Origin of the sequence: Peribacillus simplex NBRC 15720 = DSM 1321, from assembly GCF_002243645.1 — a bacterium.
Taxonomy (GTDB): domain Bacteria; phylum Bacillota; class Bacilli; order Bacillales; family DSM-1321; genus Peribacillus; species Peribacillus simplex.
Genome location: NZ_CP017704.1, coordinates 3,247,543 through 3,264,851 on the forward strand (window position 1 = coordinate 3,247,543; position 17,309 = coordinate 3,264,851).

The window sequence follows — 17,309 nt, forward strand, 5'->3', positions numbered from 1 at the left end:
ATAGCTCCTCTCAGTTTGTCCTCAAAAAGGGGGGAGCGAATTGCTCCTCTATTTACTTGTCCCTAAATTCCATAATCCAAACGGGTTGTAGAAGGGAAGGTCCTCTTCATATCTAAAGTCCTGAAGGCCAGTCAATATAAAGTCGGGTGCATCTTGTTGAATGCTAAAGGTTTCGCCATCCTTAAAGAGAGGCCGTTCACCTAAATGGTAATAATTAAATGTGTTAAGCAGAGCAGCCGCCTCTTTCGGACTCATTGTGTTAAGTGTCACGGCATCCGGAAGACCAAAAGCTTTCATTCCGAATGAACAATAATAATCTTCCTCCCCGATGATCGTGACAAAATGGGCATATACCGAGAGAATATCCGGGCTATGATGAAGATGCTGCCAATCTTCCTTTGAATGGGCAATTCCTGCCGTTTCTATTTTCACTGCCATTCCGCCTGCCCTTAGGATCGCAGCCCCGGCATCGATCAAATCGATAACAGTTCCGGTATCGGATACATCGGCTATTATATAAACGGTAAAGGTATGATGATTGATTTCCTCTAATGCACTCTCTGAAAAGGCGTCTTTACTGGCGTAAGAAAAGCTATCTTTTAAAGTGGGTTCATAATCATGGATCTCCGCCTGAAAAGTAATGTTCTTATCCTTGTTATGAAAAACATTCCCGGCTAGCAGATACCCTTCGCTTTGGGAAGCGACCGTTTGAATCAATTCTGTCCGGTCCTTCCATTTACCGGGTATCCCGATGATGATTTGGTTGTCCTTCATGGATCATCTCTCCTTTCCGATCACTTCATACTATACCACTACTGATCTTTTCCATAGTATTTCATAAAAATTTGCGCTAAGCTCCGATAAATGCCAGTGAGGGATGTACAGGACTTTTTCAAAATTATACAATTGATGTATAATATAATCTAGTAAACGTATAGCCTAACTTCAAAGGAATTCCCCTGGTGGGTTTTCTCGTAGGGCAGTATCTTAATAATCTATTCGTATATATCATTGATGAAAGAGAGTGGAATATAATGGGTCGTAAGTGGAATAACATTAAAGAAAAAAAAGCGTCAAAAGATGCTAATACTAGTCGAATTTATGCTAAGTTCGGACGGGAAATATATGTAGTGGCAAAACAAGGTGAACCAGATCCAGAGTCCAATCAGGCATTAAGGGTCGTACTTGAACGTGCGAAAACGTACAATGTTCCAAGAACGATCATTGACCGTGCGATTGAAAAAGCCAAAGGCGGTTCTGAAGAAAACTATGACGAACTTCGTTATGAAGGATTCGGTCCAAATGGTTCAATGGTCATCGTGGATGCATTGACAAACAACGTGAACCGGACGGCATCTGATGTACGTGCCGCATTTGGGAAAAATGGCGGGAATATGGGTGTCAGCGGATCTGTTGCTTATATGTTCGATGCTACGGCTGTCATCGGGATTGAAGGTAAAACGGCTGATGATGTTCTTGAACTGTTAATGGAAGCGGACGTTGATGTACGTGATATCATTGAAGAAGAAGAAAGTGTCATCGTTTATGCCGAACCTGAGCAATTCCATGCTGTACAACAAGCATTCAAGGATGCAGGAATCAGCGATTTTACAGTGGCAGAGCTGACGATGCTTGCACAAAATGACCTGACCCTTCCAGAAGATGCACAAGCACAATTCGAAAAAATGATTGATGCATTGGAAGATTTGGAAGATGTTCAACAAGTTTATCACAATGTAGATCTTGGTGAATGAAAAAACGAGCAGACCTTTGCTATATGATCAAAGGCCTGCTTATTTTATTTGAATGCAAAGAGCCTGTTCCGAATCACGAAACAGGCTCTTTCCTTTTGATTATTCATTTATGGTGATTCCGGAAAGTTCACGGTCTTTCTTTACCTTTTCCAATTCCGAAATTGTGACGAGTTGATAACCTTGGTCATGCAGTTGTTTGATGATTTTTCCTGCAGCCTGGGCGCTAGTTTGATAGATATCATGCATTAATATGATACTGCCATCTTTGGCTTTGCTCATCACTTTATTTACGATTTTTTTATCATTGCGTTCTTTCCAATCTTCGGGATCGACATCCCAAAGTGTGACTTTCATATCCTCCATGTATTCACGAACATTATTGTTAATCGCTCCATATGGGGGACGGACGAGATTTGGCTCAGCACCTGTAGCTTTTTCTACAGCGTCTTGGGTCTTTTCGATTTGACTTTTGATTTTGTTCTTGCTTAAGCGCGTCAGCTGCGGATGATCCCATGAATGGTTGCCGATCTCATTTCCTTGCTGCAGCATTTTTTGCAAAACTTCCGGATAGTGCTGAACGCGGCTTCCAAGCACGAAAAACGTCGCGTGTCCATCATACTTGTTCAGGTCTTCAAGAATGGACATGGTATGACTTGGATGTGGCCCGTCATCGAACGTCAAGGCAATGACCTTTTTTGAAGGGTCGATCCATTCATTTTGCACGGGTAGTTTGGCGACGATATGTTTCGGCTGCCATTCCTTTACACGATCCTCATTCAAATCTTGACTTTGATATGAATCTAGCAAACTATCTTTAAAAAGTTCCTTCTTGATGGCTATTGTATGGGTCTTAGTTGAATCATCAGTCTTAACGTAGAATACAAGCGTATTTTTCAAGACTGAAAAAGAATTGAAGTTGGCTGCCTTCAGTTTGTTTTCCTTTTTAATGAGACTGTTTGAAATGCCTTCTTCTTCCTTCTCCGTCAACTCTTCAAAAACAATATCGGATAAAACGGATAAATAATCAGTATCCGTGGCAAAGATGTCTTCTATAGAGAGCTTTTGCTGAGATGGAATATCATAAGTGAAGATCTGGGATCCAGACTGCTTCTTTCCTTCCACTTGCTCATATTTATCGAAGGAAATCGTAATGGTCTGTTTGCTGAAATGGAGGATCGTATAGGTGAGGTTAAGCTCGGAAGCTTTTCCGTCGGATGCTTTCCATTTCTTTTCATAATCTTTAATTTCTTTCTTTATGTAGGCTTCTAGCTGTTTGTCGATATTTTCTAAATGCAGAACGGGTCTGCTGGCTGAATATCCGCCTTTCGTATTATCTTTCACATACGTTTGTATATCGGCTTCTGGGTAATTTTTATCGGTTGTATAGGCCGAAACGGTTCTTTTCTTATCAAAAGCAAGGCTTTTGATGGCTAACCCCAATGTTCCCACAGCAGCTGTTAGACAAAATAGAAAAATAAAGACTTTTTTATAATTTAATTTCCTCATGATGCACTCCACCTCGATAATCATTCTACTATATAGACGCGCCAAAAGTCTTAAAAGTTTGTAAAAAATTTCATTTTTTTATATTTATATATTTCCTCGTTCATTTTCAAACTTTTATGGCTGTACGAGCGTCTATCCTTTGTACCTAGGATACGTAATTTAAATGTAAGGAGCTCTATCATGCAATGAAAAATCTAGATATGAATCAATTAATAGCGGCCCGGATAACCGAACGGCAAGAAAATTTGTACAGACTTGCTTTTTACTATGTCAAAAATCAAGAGGATGCCCTTGATATCGTGCAGGAATCGATCAGGAAAGCGCTAGCCTCCAGCAGCAAAATCAAAGACGCTGCTTCTATAGATAGTTGGTTATATAAGATCATCGTCCGAACGGCACTGGATGTTTTGCGGAAGAAAAAGAAACTGACCGTCGCCGATGACGAAACAATAGAATACTTACGCAGCGGTGAGGAAGATCACTATCCTGACCTGGATTTGCAAAAGGCCCTGGAAGGACTTTCGGTCAAGTACAAAACGGTAGTCGTTCTCCGTTTCTTTGAGGACCTGAAGTTGGAAGAGATAGCGGAAGCGCTGGAAGAGAACGTAAGCACGATTAAAACGAGATTATATAAAGCGCTGCAACTATTGCGGATCAACATGACTGAACGGGAGGAAACGAAAAGATGGAAAAAAAATTAAAAGATCTGCGGGAAGAATATCTTAAAACACCGATACCAAAGGAATTGAATGATGTCGTTCAAGCAGCCTTGAATGAAAAGCCCAGGAGGAAGCCAAGGGTTGGCGGGAATATCCTCGTATCAGCGGCTGCAGCGCTTCTGATTGTGACAGCTTCCGTAAACATCAGTCCGGCAGTGGCGAAAGCCATGAGTGATATTCCGATAGTCGATAAGGTCATCGAAGTGATTACCTTCGTCGAATGGAAAGAAGAAGCGAATAATTCCTCGGCAGTAATCAAAACACCAGCTATATCCGGTCTGGAGAATAAACAGCTCGAAGATAGCTTGAATGATAAATATTTATCGGAAAGCAAGCAGCTTTATAAGGAATTCACTGACTCCATGTCAAAACTGAAGGAAGGGGAAAAGGGCAATATCTCGGTGGAAAGCGGATATGTGATATTGACTGATAATGAAACGATATTATCCGTACAGCGTTATACGGATACGATTCAGGCTTCCAGTTCTACAGAAAGTCAATTCGATACAGTCGACAAGAAAAACGAAGTGCTATTAACGCTAAATAGCTTGTTTAAAGATGATCGCTATCTTCATGTGATCAGCGAGAACATCAAGGAACAGATGAAGCGGCAGATGGCTGAAGATCCGGAAAAGATATATTGGGTCGAAGAGGATGATCTTACTGCCTTTAAAGGCATCGATGAAAAGCAAAACTTTTATATAAACGAAGATGGCAAGCTAGTCATCGCCTTTAACAGCTATGAAGCTGCGCCTGGATATATGGGGGCCGTCGAGTTCATCATCCCGACAAAGGTGCTGTCAGATCATCTTGTGGGCGATCAATATATCCATTAAAACGAACTTATTTGCATGGAGCATTAATTATTCTTATGAAGGGCGGAAGGTTTTTAAAACGGCACAATACCGATTAAAAAAGACGAACCAACGTTACTTGATCACAGTAACCTTGGCTCGTCTCTTTTTTGATCGAACTTCATCTGATCCAGCTCCAGCCTCATTTTTTCCGTCTCCATAAGAAAGTTTTCATGTTTAAGTTTTTCAAGTTCCAATTCAACTTTGAGCATATTGTGTTTGATTTTTGACTGTTTTTCGAAATGGCTTGTCAGTATGCCGATTATAGGGATGGAAAAAATCAGCACAACAGTTATGATCCCGAACATTATGGTGCCTCCTCATTTTTTGTTATATCTATTATACGGTGTATATAACGGTTGTGGTTGGGTTTTTTTTCAAAATGATTCTCTCTATTTTTGCGGAATCTCATTAGATGTGCATGGCAACCAAAGTGATATCAAACGTAATACCATTGGTGAAGTTAGGGCAATATATCATTGATGAATGCTCCCTATTAGACTATAGAGAATGTTTTTTACTTGGGAATGCGAACTTTTGCTTGCGTGGTGGGAAGCTACTTCTATCTTATTTTGAAATTAATTATTTAAATATACTAAATATTTGTTTACAATAGTGAAAATAAAAGTTATTATACAATAATAAAAGGAGGGCTAGGTATGGCAACGATAAATAAACAGAAAATTGTGGATAGTGTACCTCAAAAAGGTTTTTTTGGAAACCCAAAAGGACTATTCACCCTTTTCTTTACTGAGTTCTGGGAGCGTTTCTCCTATTATGGCATGAAGGCAATTCTTGTTTACTATATGTATTACGAAGTATCTAAAGGGGGACTAGGTCTTGATGAACCCACAGCCCTTGCCCTTGTATCCATCTACGGATCTTTAGTATATATGTCAGGTATAATTGGCGGATGGTTCGCCGATAGGATTTTCGGGACTTCAAAAGCCGTATTTTACGGTGGTATCTTGATCATGCTCGGTCATATTGTCCTTGCTGTACCAGGCAGTCTCTCCATGTTCTTTGTTTCCATGGTACTCATTGTTCTGGGTACTGGTTTATTAAAACCGAATGTTTCCAGCATTGTCGGTGAAATTTACGCAGAAAATGACGAACGCCGGGATTCCGGTTTCAGTATATTCTATATGGGTATCAACATGGGTGCATTCCTTTCACCGTTTGTTGTCGGTACAGTCGGAATGGACTACAGCTTCCATCTTGGTTTTGGACTTGCAGCAATTGGTATGTTGATTGGACTCATCGTCTTTGTTACAACAAAGAAAAAGAACCTGGGCTTGGCTGGAACTCTTCCTGCTAATCCATTATCACAGAATGAAAAGAAAGCGACATTCACTAAACTTGGAATAGCTGCGCTTATCATAGCTGCCATCATCGGCATCACTGCTTCTGCAGGCATCTTAACGATTGAAACTTTTATTAATCTCGTAGGTATCCTAGGAATCGTTATTCCGACCCTTTATTTCATTTTCATGTATCGCAGCCCGAAAACGACTTCTGTTGAACGTTCACGCTTGATTGCCTATATTCCTTTGTTTATAGCAGCTGTCATGTTCTGGGCGATTCAAGAGCAAGGTGCAACTATATTGGCAAGCTATGCAGACAAACGGACACAGTTGAACTTTGCAGGATTAGAAATAAACCCGGCATGGTTCCAATCTTTGAACCCTTTGTTCATCATTACCCTTGCACCAGTATTCGCCTGGTTATGGATTAAATTAGGAAAGCGTCAGCCGACCATTCCTCAAAAATTCTCAATAGGTCTACTGTTCGCCGGTTTATCATTCCTGGTGATCCTGCTTCCTGTTTATTTCGGTGGATCAGACGCATTAGTCAATCCGCTATGGCTTGTACTTAGCTATTTCCTTGTAGTACTTGGAGAACTTTGCTTATCTCCTGTTGGACTCTCAGCAACTACAAAATTGGCTCCGGCCGCATTCTCGGCACAAACGATGAGCCTGTGGTTCCTGGCAAGTGCAGCAGCACAAGCACTGAACGCACAAATCGTTAGATTCTACACACCTCAAACCGAAATGGTTTATTTTGGAGTGATCGGTGTTGCTTCAATAGTCCTTGGACTGGCCCTGATGGCCTTATCACCAAAGATTCAAGGTTACATGAAAGGCATTCGCTAACACTTAGCAAGCAGCAAAAGAAAGATGACCTCTGAATAAATCGGGGTCATCTTTTTTGTTATATCTCGTGCACTGCAACTTCCTGAATGGGTGCTATATATATTCCAAAAGTGATCAGTGGAATTTCAGAAATGATACGGTTCTGCAAAGTTTTCTTAAGAGGAAACAGATCGAAGGTTTGCTAATATTGGTTCACCAAAGGTTACCGCCATTTAACGATTACGCCGCAAACATGAATTGTATATTTTGATGAAGGCCAATCTGAGAAGTTTAATTTTTCAACAGATATCTTCCAACCGCTGCAAGCTGTAAATGTAAAAAAGAGCATCCTTTATAGGACTGCTCTTTTTTCCGGTTGTAAGAACCTTTTCCTTTTTTGTTTTTAATAATACGGGTGGAGGGGTCAAACGCCCAACGCATTCGGCTATTTGTCATTTCACCAATGGTTTTCTTATTGGTTTTATTCGTTTTAGTCATTGTATATATTCCTACTTTCATAGTGATTTGAATAAAATTCTAGCTTTGCACACCTTTGTTTTTACTCGCAATAATTGAAGCCACAATTGCAAAGGGAAGTAAAAAGAAAGCCAGTATTCCATATCCAGCTCCTTCAAAACCTCTGATGTTCACAAAACCAATGTAAAACAAAATAATTGAAGTTATGACGGTTAATATGCCTGGTAAAAGCCTAACAAATAAAGATAAATGTAATTTCCTAAACCACCACGATAAAAGTATTACTAGCAATCCAGGGACACAAGCAACTAGGAGGGGAACTCCCAACATCATTTTGTAACCTCCTTAAAGTCATTATGTAAATAATACCATAATTAGTAAATTTATTCTTTTTTATTTAAAGAATGAAAAAGGCAGCCGGGGGTAGCTGCCTCCTTCAAAATGGAGTCCATTAATGGTGCGTCATGAAGAAGTGGGTGTTATATTTTACTAATATCTTACTCAACTTCAAAAATAGAAAGAAGGTAAAAATGAAACTTTTACTTAGAATTTGCATATCCCTGCAAATGACTTTCGTTCTGCTTTTCATCACGGGAATTACTCCAAAGTTGAATTCATATGCTGGAGCCAGCATTTATTTGATCATTGGCTTTACAAGTCTGGTGATCAGCTTATATTTAGCAGGTAAGAAATTTCTCTTGGGCATTTCGTTTATTGCAATCATCTTTTCCTTGCTTATCATTTGTTTCACCATTTTCATTTATTTCTTGCCAGAAGCCGGGATGCCCCCGGAAATCCCTTTGTTTGAGTAGAGTGACATCATCCAATATTTCTTGGAGAAAAACGGCATCCCATCGAGGGTGCCTTTTCTAATGCCATCGATTCATTGAAGAAGATGACCAATGGCTGCGCATAAAAAAGTCATTTAAACATAATTATATATAACGATAGGTGTTTTATGGGTAGGAGGGAAGATATGGAGGGAAGGAAGTATAAGTATGAGCTACTATTGAGAAGCGCTAGGAAAGTCGGGTCCAAACCTAAAGGTATTGAAATGCCATCTTCACCTGTATGGAGTCCCGATCATATAAAATCAGCTAAGGATTGGATCGGCAGGAGCCCTATTCTGGAACCGTATATTAATACATATCTTGGACTTAAAAAATAACCCCGTGAGTCATCAGGGGTTATTTTTAATTTACATTTGATAATACTTTTTTTACTGACGGACTATTCGGTGTCAACTTGTTCGAATGATAAGTTGGAATAACGACCTCGTGAGGCTGTGACTTACCAACCTTACTTGCGGATTTAAATAGTTTGGATTTACTATATTTTCTTTTAGGTAAAGACATCGTTATCACCTCTTTCCTTTATTTTACTTAATTTCTTCCTCAGATTCAACATCTTCCTCTTCTTGAATAGCCAAAGATGTGTGATATCTTCGGTATAATTCATATGTTAATGAAGCTAAGCCTGATACTAAATGGCCGTCATATTCATCAAAAATGGTTCGATAGCTCTTTAGGACAATGACATAAGTAATTAAGCATTCTTCCTCAGTCAGCAGATTTTCTTCGACGTTAATTGTATGGATCATAAAGTTTTTAAAGTGTATGTATCTATCATTCTCTTTATTGATAGGAAGCCCGATTCCTTTCACTTTTGCTGAGGGAAGAGATTTTTTAACAAGTTTAGGAGCTGAATAATTCTGTTTAAACTTGGTTTCCGTCACTATATCAAATTCAAAATGGGAGTCCCAATTATTTTTATAGTGATCTCTCATGTAAAAGAGCATTTCTTCAAGAAAGTCCTTATAGCTTGTATTATCCCTTTCAACTTCTAAAAACAATGATTTAAAATCCTCTTTTAACCAGTAAGAGAGAAGTCCGAATTTATCTTGTTGAATGGTCAAATTCTTAGCTACCTCGATGGCTTGAGATTCTCTTTCAACTTCGAGGGTCATGAATTTAAATCTTTTAACGCTCAATAGCGGGATTGGTATGAGTATAAAAAGGAATAGCAGGATTAAAAAGTAACCGACATGTTCAAATATGATTTTTGCTTTTGGTGATTCCGCTAATGGTTTTAAAACCAGTGATGTAACGGTGGGATCCTTTTCAATGACTTTACTTTCATTCACTTTTTCACTTTTACTTGATTGTTCCTGTTTCGACTCTTGAACATTACCAGCAGGTGCCTGAAAATAGCGAATAATTCCAGAGACGATAATTAGAATGAGCAGACTTATATAAGCAAAAGTATAAAAAGTCCTGATCCAGTCTTTTCTGGTAGGGGAATCATACTCTTTTTCTATGCCTGACAAAACGGTTCACCTCTTTCCTTTTACCCTGATTATAGCAGAAATACCCAAAAATATTAAAAATATCTAGGTCAATCTATAGGTTTGTAAAACTGAAAAAGAGGCTAATGATGATTTTAGCCGTGCAGACAATGGAAGGAAATCAGCATATGTACTCCGTATATCAAGGTGCTTTGTGAAGAAAGCAAGGAACCGGAATGAGCTCTGCCCTTCCGGTTCTTTTTGAATCAGTTTGCTGCTGGGATCAATCCTTTATAAATGGAGACTTCCTGAATGGCACGGTAGACGGTTTCGACCATGAAATCGAGTTCCTTTTCTGACATGGAAAGGATCGGCATCATCGTGATGACTGGACCAAGTTCCCGAATGATCAGGCCATTTTCCCGTGCTGTATGGATGATTCCGGAAACGACGCTCTCTTGGAGGGTGAACGTTTCTTTTGTTTGGCGGTTTTTAACGATTTCCACTCCAATCATGAAGCCGCGCTGGCGGATATCGCCGACTATCGGAAGTTCGTATAGCGTTTGCAGTTTTTCGGATAGATATTTTGATTTTTTCTGGATGTCTTTAATGAGATTGCGGCTTTCCATTAGCTCGATATTCTTCAGGGCCAGGGCACAGGCTAGCTGATTTCCTGTATAGGTGTGGCCGTGATAGAAGGTTTTATGTTCTTCTCGTTCCCCCAAAAAGGATTGAAAGATTTGCTCGGTCATGATGGTGGCTGCGAGTGGCATATATCCCCCAGTAATCCCTTTGCCCATGCACATGATATCAGGGACGACATCTTCCTGTTCGCAGGCAAACATTGTACCGGTGCGACCGAACCCTACGGCCACCTCGTCACAAATTAAGAGGATGTTGTACTTTTTGCATAATTGTTCGACCTCTTTCAAAAAGCCCTGGGGATGGGTTATGATGCCTGCTGCTCCCTGCACAAGCGGTTCGATGATCAATCCTGCAATTTCCTCTGATTGTTCTTGCAGTAACTTCTCCAGTTCCGTCAAGCAATGGTTTTTCACGGCTTCCTGATCTCCATACTCAGTCATGTGATAGGCATATGGTGAAGGAGCGGAAATCCGTTGAAATAAGAGGGGCTTAAAGATTCTATGGAATAGATCCATTCCGCCCACACTCACAGCTCCGACAGTATCGCCGTGGTATGCTTCGTCAAGTGAAACAAATTTGTTTTTATTCTGATACTTGACGGGATCGATATTCTGCCAATATTGATAAGCAACTTTAAGGGCGATTTCCACAGCTGCAGATCCGGTGTCAGAGTAGAAGACTTTCGATAAAGAACCAGGAGTGATCTCTGCCAGTTTTTTTGCCAGTAAGATCGATGGTACATTCGCAGATCCCAGCAGCGTGGAGTGCGCTACTTTATTCACTTGTTCAATAAGTGCGCCGTTTAATTCCGGCTCGTTATGCCCGTGCACATTCACCCATAATGAAGCATAGCCGTCGAGATAGCGTTTTCCATCTACATCAATCAGGTAGCTGCCTTCGCCGCGTTCGATGATCAACGGTTTACTTTCCCGATACGTTTTCATTTGAGTGAACGGATGCCATACATATTCCTTATCCCATTGTTCTAAATCTTGACTGTTCATGCTTTGAACACCTCTTTCAGTTGTTGGGTATAATCTTGGTCATCAAGCAAATCAAGGATGCAGCTCCTCAAGTCTTTTCTAACATCGGCCAGTGTTGGGATGCAGGCGAGGCTATTCAGCCCAGTCAGCTTTTCAATGGTTTCGATATTGTCTTGATGAATACGATCTTCTGGCCGGTAATGGTTATACAAAATGGTTTTCACGTTTATATCATGAACTTGGGCATAAGAATGGGTCGTCACGACATCATGAATCGCCCCTAAACCGCTTGTAGATACGAAGAGGACTGGCATGCTGCAATCCCTTATGAAATCCGCCGTCATATAGAAACCCTCCGTTCGTTCAATAAGCGGCACAGCCAATCCGCCAGCGCCCTCGACTAATACGATGTCATACATTTCCTCGAGTTCATGAACCCTTTCCACGACTTGCTTCTCATCGATTAGACTACCGGTTAATTTAATCGCCAAATGTGGGGAGGTTTCGGGTTCCAGTGTGTAAAACCCTGATTCCTTTACACCGAGTTCCTGCTCAAACCAAAATATATCCGGGTATGTATTATTTTCCTTATTGATTCCAGTTTGAAATGGCTTGAATATCGTGACGCTTTTTCCCAATGTTTGAAGAGACAGATAGAGTGCACTCGTGACGATGGTCTTTCCAATATCCGTGCCAGTTCCAGTTATAAAGTAGGCTTGGCCCATGGATGATTCAGCTCCTTTACGTTTATATATTTTGCAATGCGGGGACGTACTTGTTGAATGATGACAGCACAAAGAATGCATAGCATTAAATCACCGGGTACAGGTAATAAGAAGCCGTAAAGAATCGTTTGGTTGATTGAAAGCGGCGTTTCCACAATCCACTTCATCGCACCATACAGCCAGATGCAGCCGAAAAGGTAAACTGTCAGCAAAGAGGCGGCATTAGCAAAGAATATGGAACGAATCGTGGAGAGGGAAAACCGGTTGATCAGCCATCCATTTACATAGGCTCCCAGTATATATCCGAGTAAATAGCCGAAAGTGGGTTTGAATATATAGCCGAATCCCCCGCCTTCAGCAAACACGGGCACTCCGACAAGTCCGATCAAGACGTAGCATAACTGACTGAGCATCCCGAGCCGGGGCCCCAATAATGCGCCTGCCAAATAGACTGCCAGAATTTGCAGTGTGAATGGTATGTATGGGATAGGTATCTTAATAAAGGCGCCAATGGCAGTTAACGCGGTAAAAAGGGCCACATAAGAAATTGTCCTTGCTTTCAAGTTTTTAACCTCCTTTTTAGAAATGCCAGCATAATGCCCACTATTAGTTTGCCTGATTCCTATTTTATATGTCAACTAATTTATAGTTTAGTTAACATATAAAATGCCAGCTTTCTCAGGATTTAAAGAACAGACTAGGAAAATATTGAAAAAAGACCATTGAATAATATTTTGTTTGTATGTTATTATTCAATCGATATGTTAACTTAAAATATTTTAAGTTAACAAATTAAAAGTTCTATTTTGTCTGGAGAACTATTTATATCGTTTTCATTACCAGGCATTGTTGATCTTTCTCCTTCCAAAGTATTACATAGTCACGGAATCAATAAACCGGCGATTCGTCACACATTAATGGCAACACATCAGGAACAACAGATTTGATTTAGCGTGTGCAAAATTATCCAATCGGTTCCAAGGGGTTCTGGTAATTAATCGCGGAAGATTTATGGGAATGAATATACAACATTAAAAGAAAAGAGGGATTAGGTTTGGAAACATTGGTAAGGGATTGGAAGATGTTAGCGGAGAACGTTATCAAAGGATATAAAGTGACGGAGGAAGAGGCATTATCCATCGTACAAGCCCCAGACGAAGAGGTTTTGGAAATTTTGAATGCAGCCTATCTCATACGCAAGCATCATTATGGGAAAAAAGTTAAATTAAATATGATAATCAATACGAAATCAGGATTATGTCCTGAAGATTGCGGCTACTGCTCACAGTCGATCGTGTCGGAGGCCCCAATCGATAAATATGCTTGGCTGACTAAAGAAAAGATTGTCGAGGGAGCGCAAGAATCAATTCGCCGCAAAGCGGGTACTTATTGCATCGTTGCGTCTGGCCGTCGTCCGACCAACAGGGAAATCGATCATGTCATTGAAGCGGTAAAAGAAATCCGCGAAACGACGGATCTTAAAATCTGCTGCTGTTTAGGTTTCCTGAATGAGGAACATGCCGGTAAACTAGCGGAAGCAGGCGTCCATCGCTACAACCACAACTTGAATACATCACAGGAAAACTACAGCAAAATTACATCGACACATACATATGAAGACCGGGTAGATACGGTCGAAGCTGTGAAAGATGCCGGAATGTCCCCATGTTCTGGTGCCATTTTCGGTATGGGGGAATCTGAGGCGGAAGCGGTGGAAATCGCTCTATCCTTACGCAGCCTTGATGCAGATTCCATACCTTGTAACTTTCTCAATGCAATTGACGGAACGCCGCTTGAGGGAACTTCCGAGTTAACCCCCACTAAATGCCTGAAATTGATTTCGATGATGAGATTCGTTAATCCGAGTAAAGAAATCCGTCTGGCTGGCGGTCGTGAGGTCAATCTCCGTTCTATGCAGCCCATGGCACTTTATGCAGCCAATTCCATCTTCGTCGGCGATTATTTAACGACAGCCGGTCAAGAACCCACAGCGGATTGGGGAATTATCGAAGACCTGGGTTTTGAAATTGAAGAATGTGCCCTTTGATAAAGAAGATTATAGGAAAACAATATGGATTTAAAAAACACCCTTAGGGTGTTTTTTTTCTGTTTGTCAGCAAAAGGGAGTTCGGATTGGTCTCATCCCGAACCACGATTTTAAAACAAGACTAGATTATCCTTCATGTTTTTTTACTGTACTCCTCACTGGATTGAAGAAATTTGCGACACTCCTGCCGAATAACTGGCTAGTCGAGACACCAAAGGCGCTTGGCAGGCAGTCGGCGGAAAGGGAGCGGATATCTGAAATCAACTGGAACTTTCCTTAAAGAAAAACATAGGCAACCTGCTTTCTTCAAATTTCTCTACAGTCTGGGGGTTTTATTTTTTTACTGTAAGAGAGCTAATGGTCATTCAACCTTTACAAAAATAAAAAAATGATTGATAAGTGAAAATAATGAAAAAAAAATGCTAAATTGTAAGGAGAGGTTTTTTTAATGAATTACCTGAATACAATAACATTTGCTGCATTGTGGTAAATGCTGATGATATAGGGAAAGGATCAGTATTGGTAATATCAATAATGAGAGGATAGTTTTGTGTGATGCATATATGGCTGATTAGTTTTATTATTTTATTATTGCTATTAATATTTTATACTATTATCCCAACGGTGCTTATTCGTGTATGCAGTCTGGGAATAACAAAAAAAATCAATTCGAATAATGGGGTAGCGCTAACTTTCGATGATGGCCCAAACCCTGAATATACAATAAAATTACTTGATCTTTTAAAAGAGTATGAGATAAAGGCCACATTTTTTGTTGTTGGCAGTAAAGTGAAAAGTAATCCTGAAATTATTAAAAGAATGCATGAAGAGGGACATACTATAGGGATCCACCATTTTCACCATGTTTCAAGCTGGGTGCTATCACCAATCCATCTACGGAACCAGTTGGAAATGACTGAAAAGGCGATAAATGAATGTACGAATGAAACGGTGATTTTTTATAGACCGCCATGGGGCCATTTTAATATATTCACCCCACTTTTCAGTAAGAAATATAGAGTGATAATGTGGTCCGGCATCTTCGGGGATTGGAAAGTCGAAAAATGCAGAAATACTTTGCTTGATCAACTGCGAAGCACTTCAACAGAAGGTTCCATTCTGTTGCTGCATGACTGTGGTGAAACCTTGGGGGCGGATAAAGAAGCACCAGGCCATATGATTGAAATGTTAAAAATTTACCTGCAGGAGAGTAAGGAAAAAGGAATACACTTTATTACTTTAAAAGACTTATAACTAATTCTGGGGGTATTATGAATATAGATACGCTTTTACATTTTATTGATTCATATGGATACCTGATCATTTTTCTTTTTTTATTCTTCGGCATTGTGGGAGTGCCTGCTCCAGAAGAATCACTTCTATTTCTAATTGGGGTGTTGGTTGTCCAAGGTAAGCTCTCAATGGGTTTAGCAATGCTGTGTGCAATTCTCGGCGCTTTTATCGGAATGCTTGCAGCTTATGCATGCGGAAAATATGTGGGGTATCCATTTATAAATAAATATGGAAGATTCATTGGAATTACGAGTGAACGCTGGGAGAAAGCAAAGAAAAACTATACGGATAATGCAGAAAAAACCTTAGTATTGGGATTTTACATTCCGGGAATAAGACAAATTAGTCCATACTTTGCAGGAATCTCTTCAATACCCTTTCGGAAATACTTCCTATTTTCCCTATTAGGCACTATACTCTGGACCGTCCCTTTTATAGTGGCCGGTTATTATGTGGGGGATGCTTTTAATGTTAATCCCAAATATGTTCCATATTTAGGTGTTGTATTTTTAGTTATTTTTGTACTATATGTTACTATCAAATACTTTAAAAAGAGAAAACAAATGTCCAAAAGTTGAGTCGGCTCCTTAGTATAAAGCGTTGGAAATGAAAAAATCCATTTAAAGGAATTTTTCCAACGATATTGTAAGAGGAAGATATCATGAACTATAAATTTTCGTATTTTCAGAATGATTTCTTAGGAGATGACATATATGAAGAAGATTTTGTTTTTACCTCTCTTTCGAATGCAGTCGGGACATCATCAAGTTGCAGAGGCATTAATGGATATGTTAAAAAAGCATTCAAATGGGATTACCTATAAAAAAATCGATCTAATCAGTTATACCAATACCTCTCTAGAAAAAATCATTGTAAATAGTTATCTAACATGGATCCGTTATGCGCCGGAAACCTATAATCTTGCCTACAAAAATCTGTTTTATGTTCACTCGCCAAAGGAACGGATATTTAAGTGGTATCAGCAATTATTCATGAATAAGATGGAACAATTGATAGCCGAAGAAAAGCCTGATTTAATTGTGTGTACTCACGGCTTCCCTTCATATCTTTTGAGTCAGTTAAAGATGAAAGGGAAGTGCAGTACACCGGTTATAAACGTGTACACCGACTATTTTATTAATAATGTTTGGGGAAGCGAAGGGATAGATGCCCATTTTCTACCTAGTCAAGAAGTAAAAGAAAAGCTGATGAGTAAGCGTCAAATACCAAAACAAACGATGATGGTCACTGGCATCCCCGTGCACGAGGAAATCACTAAAAATGCCCGTGTACAAAGAAACACAGAACGACCAAAAATTTTGATATCCGGAGGAAACAGTGGTCTGGGAGGGATTTTGAACTTAGGTGATGAGTTGAAGAATTCAACCGACTTTGATTATTTAGTCCTTTGCGGAAATAACAACAAGCTTTATGAAGAAATCGATACATGGAACTTACCTCATATCAAACCATTGCCTTATATCTCATCAAGGTCTGAAATGAATAAGCTTTATGAAGAAGTTGACGCAATTGTTACGAAACCGGGCGGTGTCACGATTAGCGAGGCATTGCGAAAAAGGCTTCCCATTTTTGTTCATTCAAGGCTTCCCGGGCAGGAGGAAATTAATCTACAGTATTTAAAACAACAAGGACTTGTATTTAAACTTAATCAGAAAACGCCTTTTGAAAAACAATTGTTGAGTGTATTGAAGGATCAGAAAAAAATGAAAAAATGGAACACATCCATGGAATCTTATCATAAGGAAATAGAGTTGGAGAAACCTGAGGGAATAGTGGAGGTCATGAAATTCATCCTTAATCTTAATCAAAATGGTACGCCTTCCTATCTAGCCCGACAGCCCAAACTTCTTTATAGCTGATCTCAGTAAG

At 39.8% G+C, this 17,309-nt stretch carries 19 protein-coding genes; 10 read left to right on the forward strand and 9 right to left on the reverse strand.

Annotated features, from left to right (window positions below; all coding sequences use genetic code 11):
• Positions 1-48: 48 nt before the first annotated feature.
• Positions 49-774 (reverse strand): DUF4261 domain-containing protein, encoded by a 726-nt coding sequence (locus BS1321_RS15650; protein ID WP_063234924.1) that lies wholly within the window; start codon positions 772-774, stop codon positions 49-51.
• A gap of 260 nt (positions 775-1,034) precedes the next feature.
• Here BS1321_RS15650 and BS1321_RS15655 point away from each other — a divergent pair, with 260 nt between their 5' ends.
• Positions 1,035-1,754: a YebC/PmpR family DNA-binding transcriptional regulator gene (locus tag BS1321_RS15655; RefSeq protein ID WP_063234925.1), complete on the forward strand. Its 720-nt coding sequence runs from the start codon at positions 1,035-1,037 to the stop codon at positions 1,752-1,754.
• 99 nt (positions 1,755-1,853) lie between these two features.
• Here the strand turns inward: BS1321_RS15655 and BS1321_RS15660 are convergent, their stop codons facing one another.
• Positions 1,854-3,260 (reverse strand): polysaccharide deacetylase family protein, encoded by a 1,407-nt coding sequence (locus BS1321_RS15660; protein ID WP_063234926.1) that lies wholly within the window; start codon positions 3,258-3,260, stop codon positions 1,854-1,856.
• A 185-nt stretch (positions 3,261-3,445) separates the two neighbouring features.
• Between BS1321_RS15660 and BS1321_RS15665 the strand changes: the two genes are divergently transcribed.
• The gene (locus BS1321_RS15665) at positions 3,446-3,961 is read left to right on the forward strand and encodes an RNA polymerase sigma factor SigV (RefSeq protein ID WP_063234927.1); all 516 of its coding nucleotides are present in this window, start codon (positions 3,446-3,448) and stop codon (positions 3,959-3,961) included.
• The gene (rsiV, locus tag BS1321_RS15670; RefSeq protein ID WP_063234928.1) at positions 3,946-4,815 is read left to right on the forward strand and encodes an anti-sigma-V factor RsiV; all 870 of its coding nucleotides are present in this window, start codon (positions 3,946-3,948) and stop codon (positions 4,813-4,815) included. The genes BS1321_RS15665 and rsiV overlap by 16 nt, the downstream gene beginning before the upstream one ends.
• Before the next feature lie 101 nt (positions 4,816-4,916).
• On the opposite strand, the gene BS1321_RS15675 is transcribed toward rsiV, so the two are convergent.
• Entirely contained in the window at positions 4,917-5,141 is a 225-nt protein-coding gene (locus tag BS1321_RS15675) for a hypothetical protein (RefSeq protein ID WP_063234929.1), read from the reverse strand.
• Positions 5,142-5,492: 351 nt separating this feature from the next.
• On the opposite strand from BS1321_RS15675, the gene BS1321_RS15680 reads away from it, so the two are divergent.
• Positions 5,493-6,986 carry a peptide MFS transporter gene (locus tag BS1321_RS15680; RefSeq protein WP_063234930.1) on the forward strand — a complete coding sequence of 498 codons (1,494 nt, stop codon included), beginning with the start codon at positions 5,493-5,495 and terminating at the stop codon, positions 6,984-6,986.
• A 270-nt stretch (positions 6,987-7,256) separates the two neighbouring features.
• On the opposite strand, the gene arfA is transcribed toward BS1321_RS15680, so the two are convergent.
• Complete coding sequence (arfA, locus tag BS1321_RS15685; RefSeq protein ID WP_063234931.1) at positions 7,257-7,463, reverse strand: alternative ribosome rescue factor ArfA; 207 nt, start codon at positions 7,461-7,463, stop codon at positions 7,257-7,259.
• A gap of 39 nt (positions 7,464-7,502) precedes the next feature.
• Positions 7,503-7,775: a YesK family protein gene (locus BS1321_RS15690; protein ID WP_063234932.1), complete on the reverse strand. Its 273-nt coding sequence runs from the start codon at positions 7,773-7,775 to the stop codon at positions 7,503-7,505.
• Positions 7,776-7,972: 197 nt separating this feature from the next.
• Here BS1321_RS15690 and BS1321_RS15695 point away from each other — a divergent pair, with 197 nt between their 5' ends.
• A complete protein-coding gene (locus tag BS1321_RS15695) occupies positions 7,973-8,254 on the forward strand; it encodes a hypothetical protein (RefSeq protein WP_063234933.1) in 282 nt (93 codons plus the stop codon).
• A 164-nt stretch (positions 8,255-8,418) separates the two neighbouring features.
• Positions 8,419-8,610: a hypothetical protein gene (locus BS1321_RS15700; RefSeq protein ID WP_063234934.1), complete on the forward strand. Its 192-nt coding sequence runs from the start codon at positions 8,419-8,421 to the stop codon at positions 8,608-8,610.
• A gap of 210 nt (positions 8,611-8,820) precedes the next feature.
• Here BS1321_RS15700 and BS1321_RS15705 read toward each other — a convergent pair whose 3' ends face one another.
• From BS1321_RS15705 to BS1321_RS15720, 4 genes are all read right to left on the reverse strand, one after another.
• Complete coding sequence (locus BS1321_RS15705; protein WP_063234935.1) at positions 8,821-9,768, reverse strand: hypothetical protein; 948 nt, start codon at positions 9,766-9,768, stop codon at positions 8,821-8,823.
• A 224-nt stretch (positions 9,769-9,992) separates the two neighbouring features.
• Entirely contained in the window at positions 9,993-11,375 is a 1,383-nt protein-coding gene (gene bioA, locus BS1321_RS15710; protein WP_063234936.1) for an adenosylmethionine--8-amino-7-oxononanoate transaminase, read from the reverse strand.
• Positions 11,372-12,079 (reverse strand): dethiobiotin synthase, encoded by a 708-nt coding sequence (gene bioD, locus BS1321_RS15715; protein WP_063234937.1) that lies wholly within the window; start codon positions 12,077-12,079, stop codon positions 11,372-11,374. The genes bioA and bioD overlap by 4 nt, the downstream gene beginning before the upstream one ends.
• Entirely contained in the window at positions 12,058-12,642 is a 585-nt protein-coding gene (locus BS1321_RS15720; protein ID WP_063234938.1) for a biotin transporter BioY, read from the reverse strand. Before BS1321_RS15720 ends, bioD begins: the two co-directional genes overlap by 22 nt.
• Positions 12,643-13,160: 518 nt before the next feature.
• Between BS1321_RS15720 and bioB the strand changes: the two genes are divergently transcribed.
• The 4 genes from bioB (at position 13,161) to BS1321_RS15740 (ending at position 17,299) form a co-directional block, all read left to right on the forward strand.
• Positions 13,161-14,126 carry a biotin synthase BioB gene (gene bioB / locus BS1321_RS15725; RefSeq protein ID WP_063234977.1) on the forward strand — a complete coding sequence of 322 codons (966 nt, stop codon included), beginning with the start codon at positions 13,161-13,163 and terminating at the stop codon, positions 14,124-14,126.
• A gap of 555 nt (positions 14,127-14,681) precedes the next feature.
• The gene (locus BS1321_RS15730; RefSeq protein ID WP_063234939.1) at positions 14,682-15,380 is read left to right on the forward strand and encodes a polysaccharide deacetylase family protein; all 699 of its coding nucleotides are present in this window, start codon (positions 14,682-14,684) and stop codon (positions 15,378-15,380) included.
• A 167-nt stretch (positions 15,381-15,547) separates the two neighbouring features.
• The gene (locus tag BS1321_RS15735) at positions 15,548-15,997 is read left to right on the forward strand and encodes a DedA family protein (RefSeq protein ID WP_232522696.1); all 450 of its coding nucleotides are present in this window, start codon (positions 15,548-15,550) and stop codon (positions 15,995-15,997) included.
• Between the two features lie 135 nt (positions 15,998-16,132).
• Positions 16,133-17,299, forward strand: a complete 1,167-nt coding sequence (locus BS1321_RS15740; RefSeq protein WP_069981752.1) for an MGDG synthase family glycosyltransferase — start codon at positions 16,133-16,135, stop codon at positions 17,297-17,299.
• Positions 17,300-17,309 lie beyond the last annotated feature (10 nt).

Excerpts from the sequence above, each read along its gene's own strand:
- bioD (WP_063234937.1), bottom strand. The coding sequence starts at position 12,079 with ATGGGCCAAGCCTACTTTATAACTGGAACTGGCACGGATATTGGAAAG.
- bioB (WP_063234977.1), top strand. The coding sequence starts at position 13,161 with ATGTTAGCGGAGAACGTTATCAAAGGATATAAAGTGACGGAGGAAGAG.
- arfA (WP_063234931.1), bottom strand. The coding sequence starts at position 7,463 with ATGACTAAAACGAATAAAACCAATAAGAAAACCATTGGTGAAATGACA.
- BS1321_RS15700 (WP_063234934.1), top strand. The coding sequence starts at position 8,419 with ATGGAGGGAAGGAAGTATAAGTATGAGCTACTATTGAGAAGCGCTAGG.
- rsiV (WP_063234928.1), top strand. The coding sequence starts at position 3,946 with ATGGAAAAAAAATTAAAAGATCTGCGGGAAGAATATCTTAAAACACCG.
- BS1321_RS15660 (WP_063234926.1), bottom strand. The coding sequence starts at position 3,260 with ATGAGGAAATTAAATTATAAAAAAGTCTTTATTTTTCTATTTTGTCTA.
- BS1321_RS15730 (WP_063234939.1), top strand. The coding sequence starts at position 14,682 with ATGCATATATGGCTGATTAGTTTTATTATTTTATTATTGCTATTAATA.
- BS1321_RS15740 (WP_069981752.1), top strand. The coding sequence starts at position 16,133 with ATGAAGAAGATTTTGTTTTTACCTCTCTTTCGAATGCAGTCGGGACAT.
- BS1321_RS15695 (WP_063234933.1), top strand. The coding sequence starts at position 7,973 with ATGAAACTTTTACTTAGAATTTGCATATCCCTGCAAATGACTTTCGTT.
- BS1321_RS15675 (WP_063234929.1), bottom strand. The coding sequence starts at position 5,141 with ATGTTCGGGATCATAACTGTTGTGCTGATTTTTTCCATCCCTATAATC.
- BS1321_RS15690 (WP_063234932.1), bottom strand. The coding sequence starts at position 7,775 with ATGATGTTGGGAGTTCCCCTCCTAGTTGCTTGTGTCCCTGGATTGCTA.
- BS1321_RS15655 (WP_063234925.1), top strand. The coding sequence starts at position 1,035 with ATGGGTCGTAAGTGGAATAACATTAAAGAAAAAAAAGCGTCAAAAGAT.
- BS1321_RS15650 (WP_063234924.1), bottom strand. The coding sequence starts at position 774 with ATGAAGGACAACCAAATCATCATCGGGATACCCGGTAAATGGAAGGAC.
- BS1321_RS15665 (WP_063234927.1), top strand. The coding sequence starts at position 3,446 with ATGAAAAATCTAGATATGAATCAATTAATAGCGGCCCGGATAACCGAA.
- BS1321_RS15735 (WP_232522696.1), top strand. The coding sequence starts at position 15,548 with ATGGGTTTAGCAATGCTGTGTGCAATTCTCGGCGCTTTTATCGGAATG.
- BS1321_RS15680 (WP_063234930.1), top strand. The coding sequence starts at position 5,493 with ATGGCAACGATAAATAAACAGAAAATTGTGGATAGTGTACCTCAAAAA.
- bioA (WP_063234936.1), bottom strand. The coding sequence starts at position 11,375 with ATGAACAGTCAAGATTTAGAACAATGGGATAAGGAATATGTATGGCAT.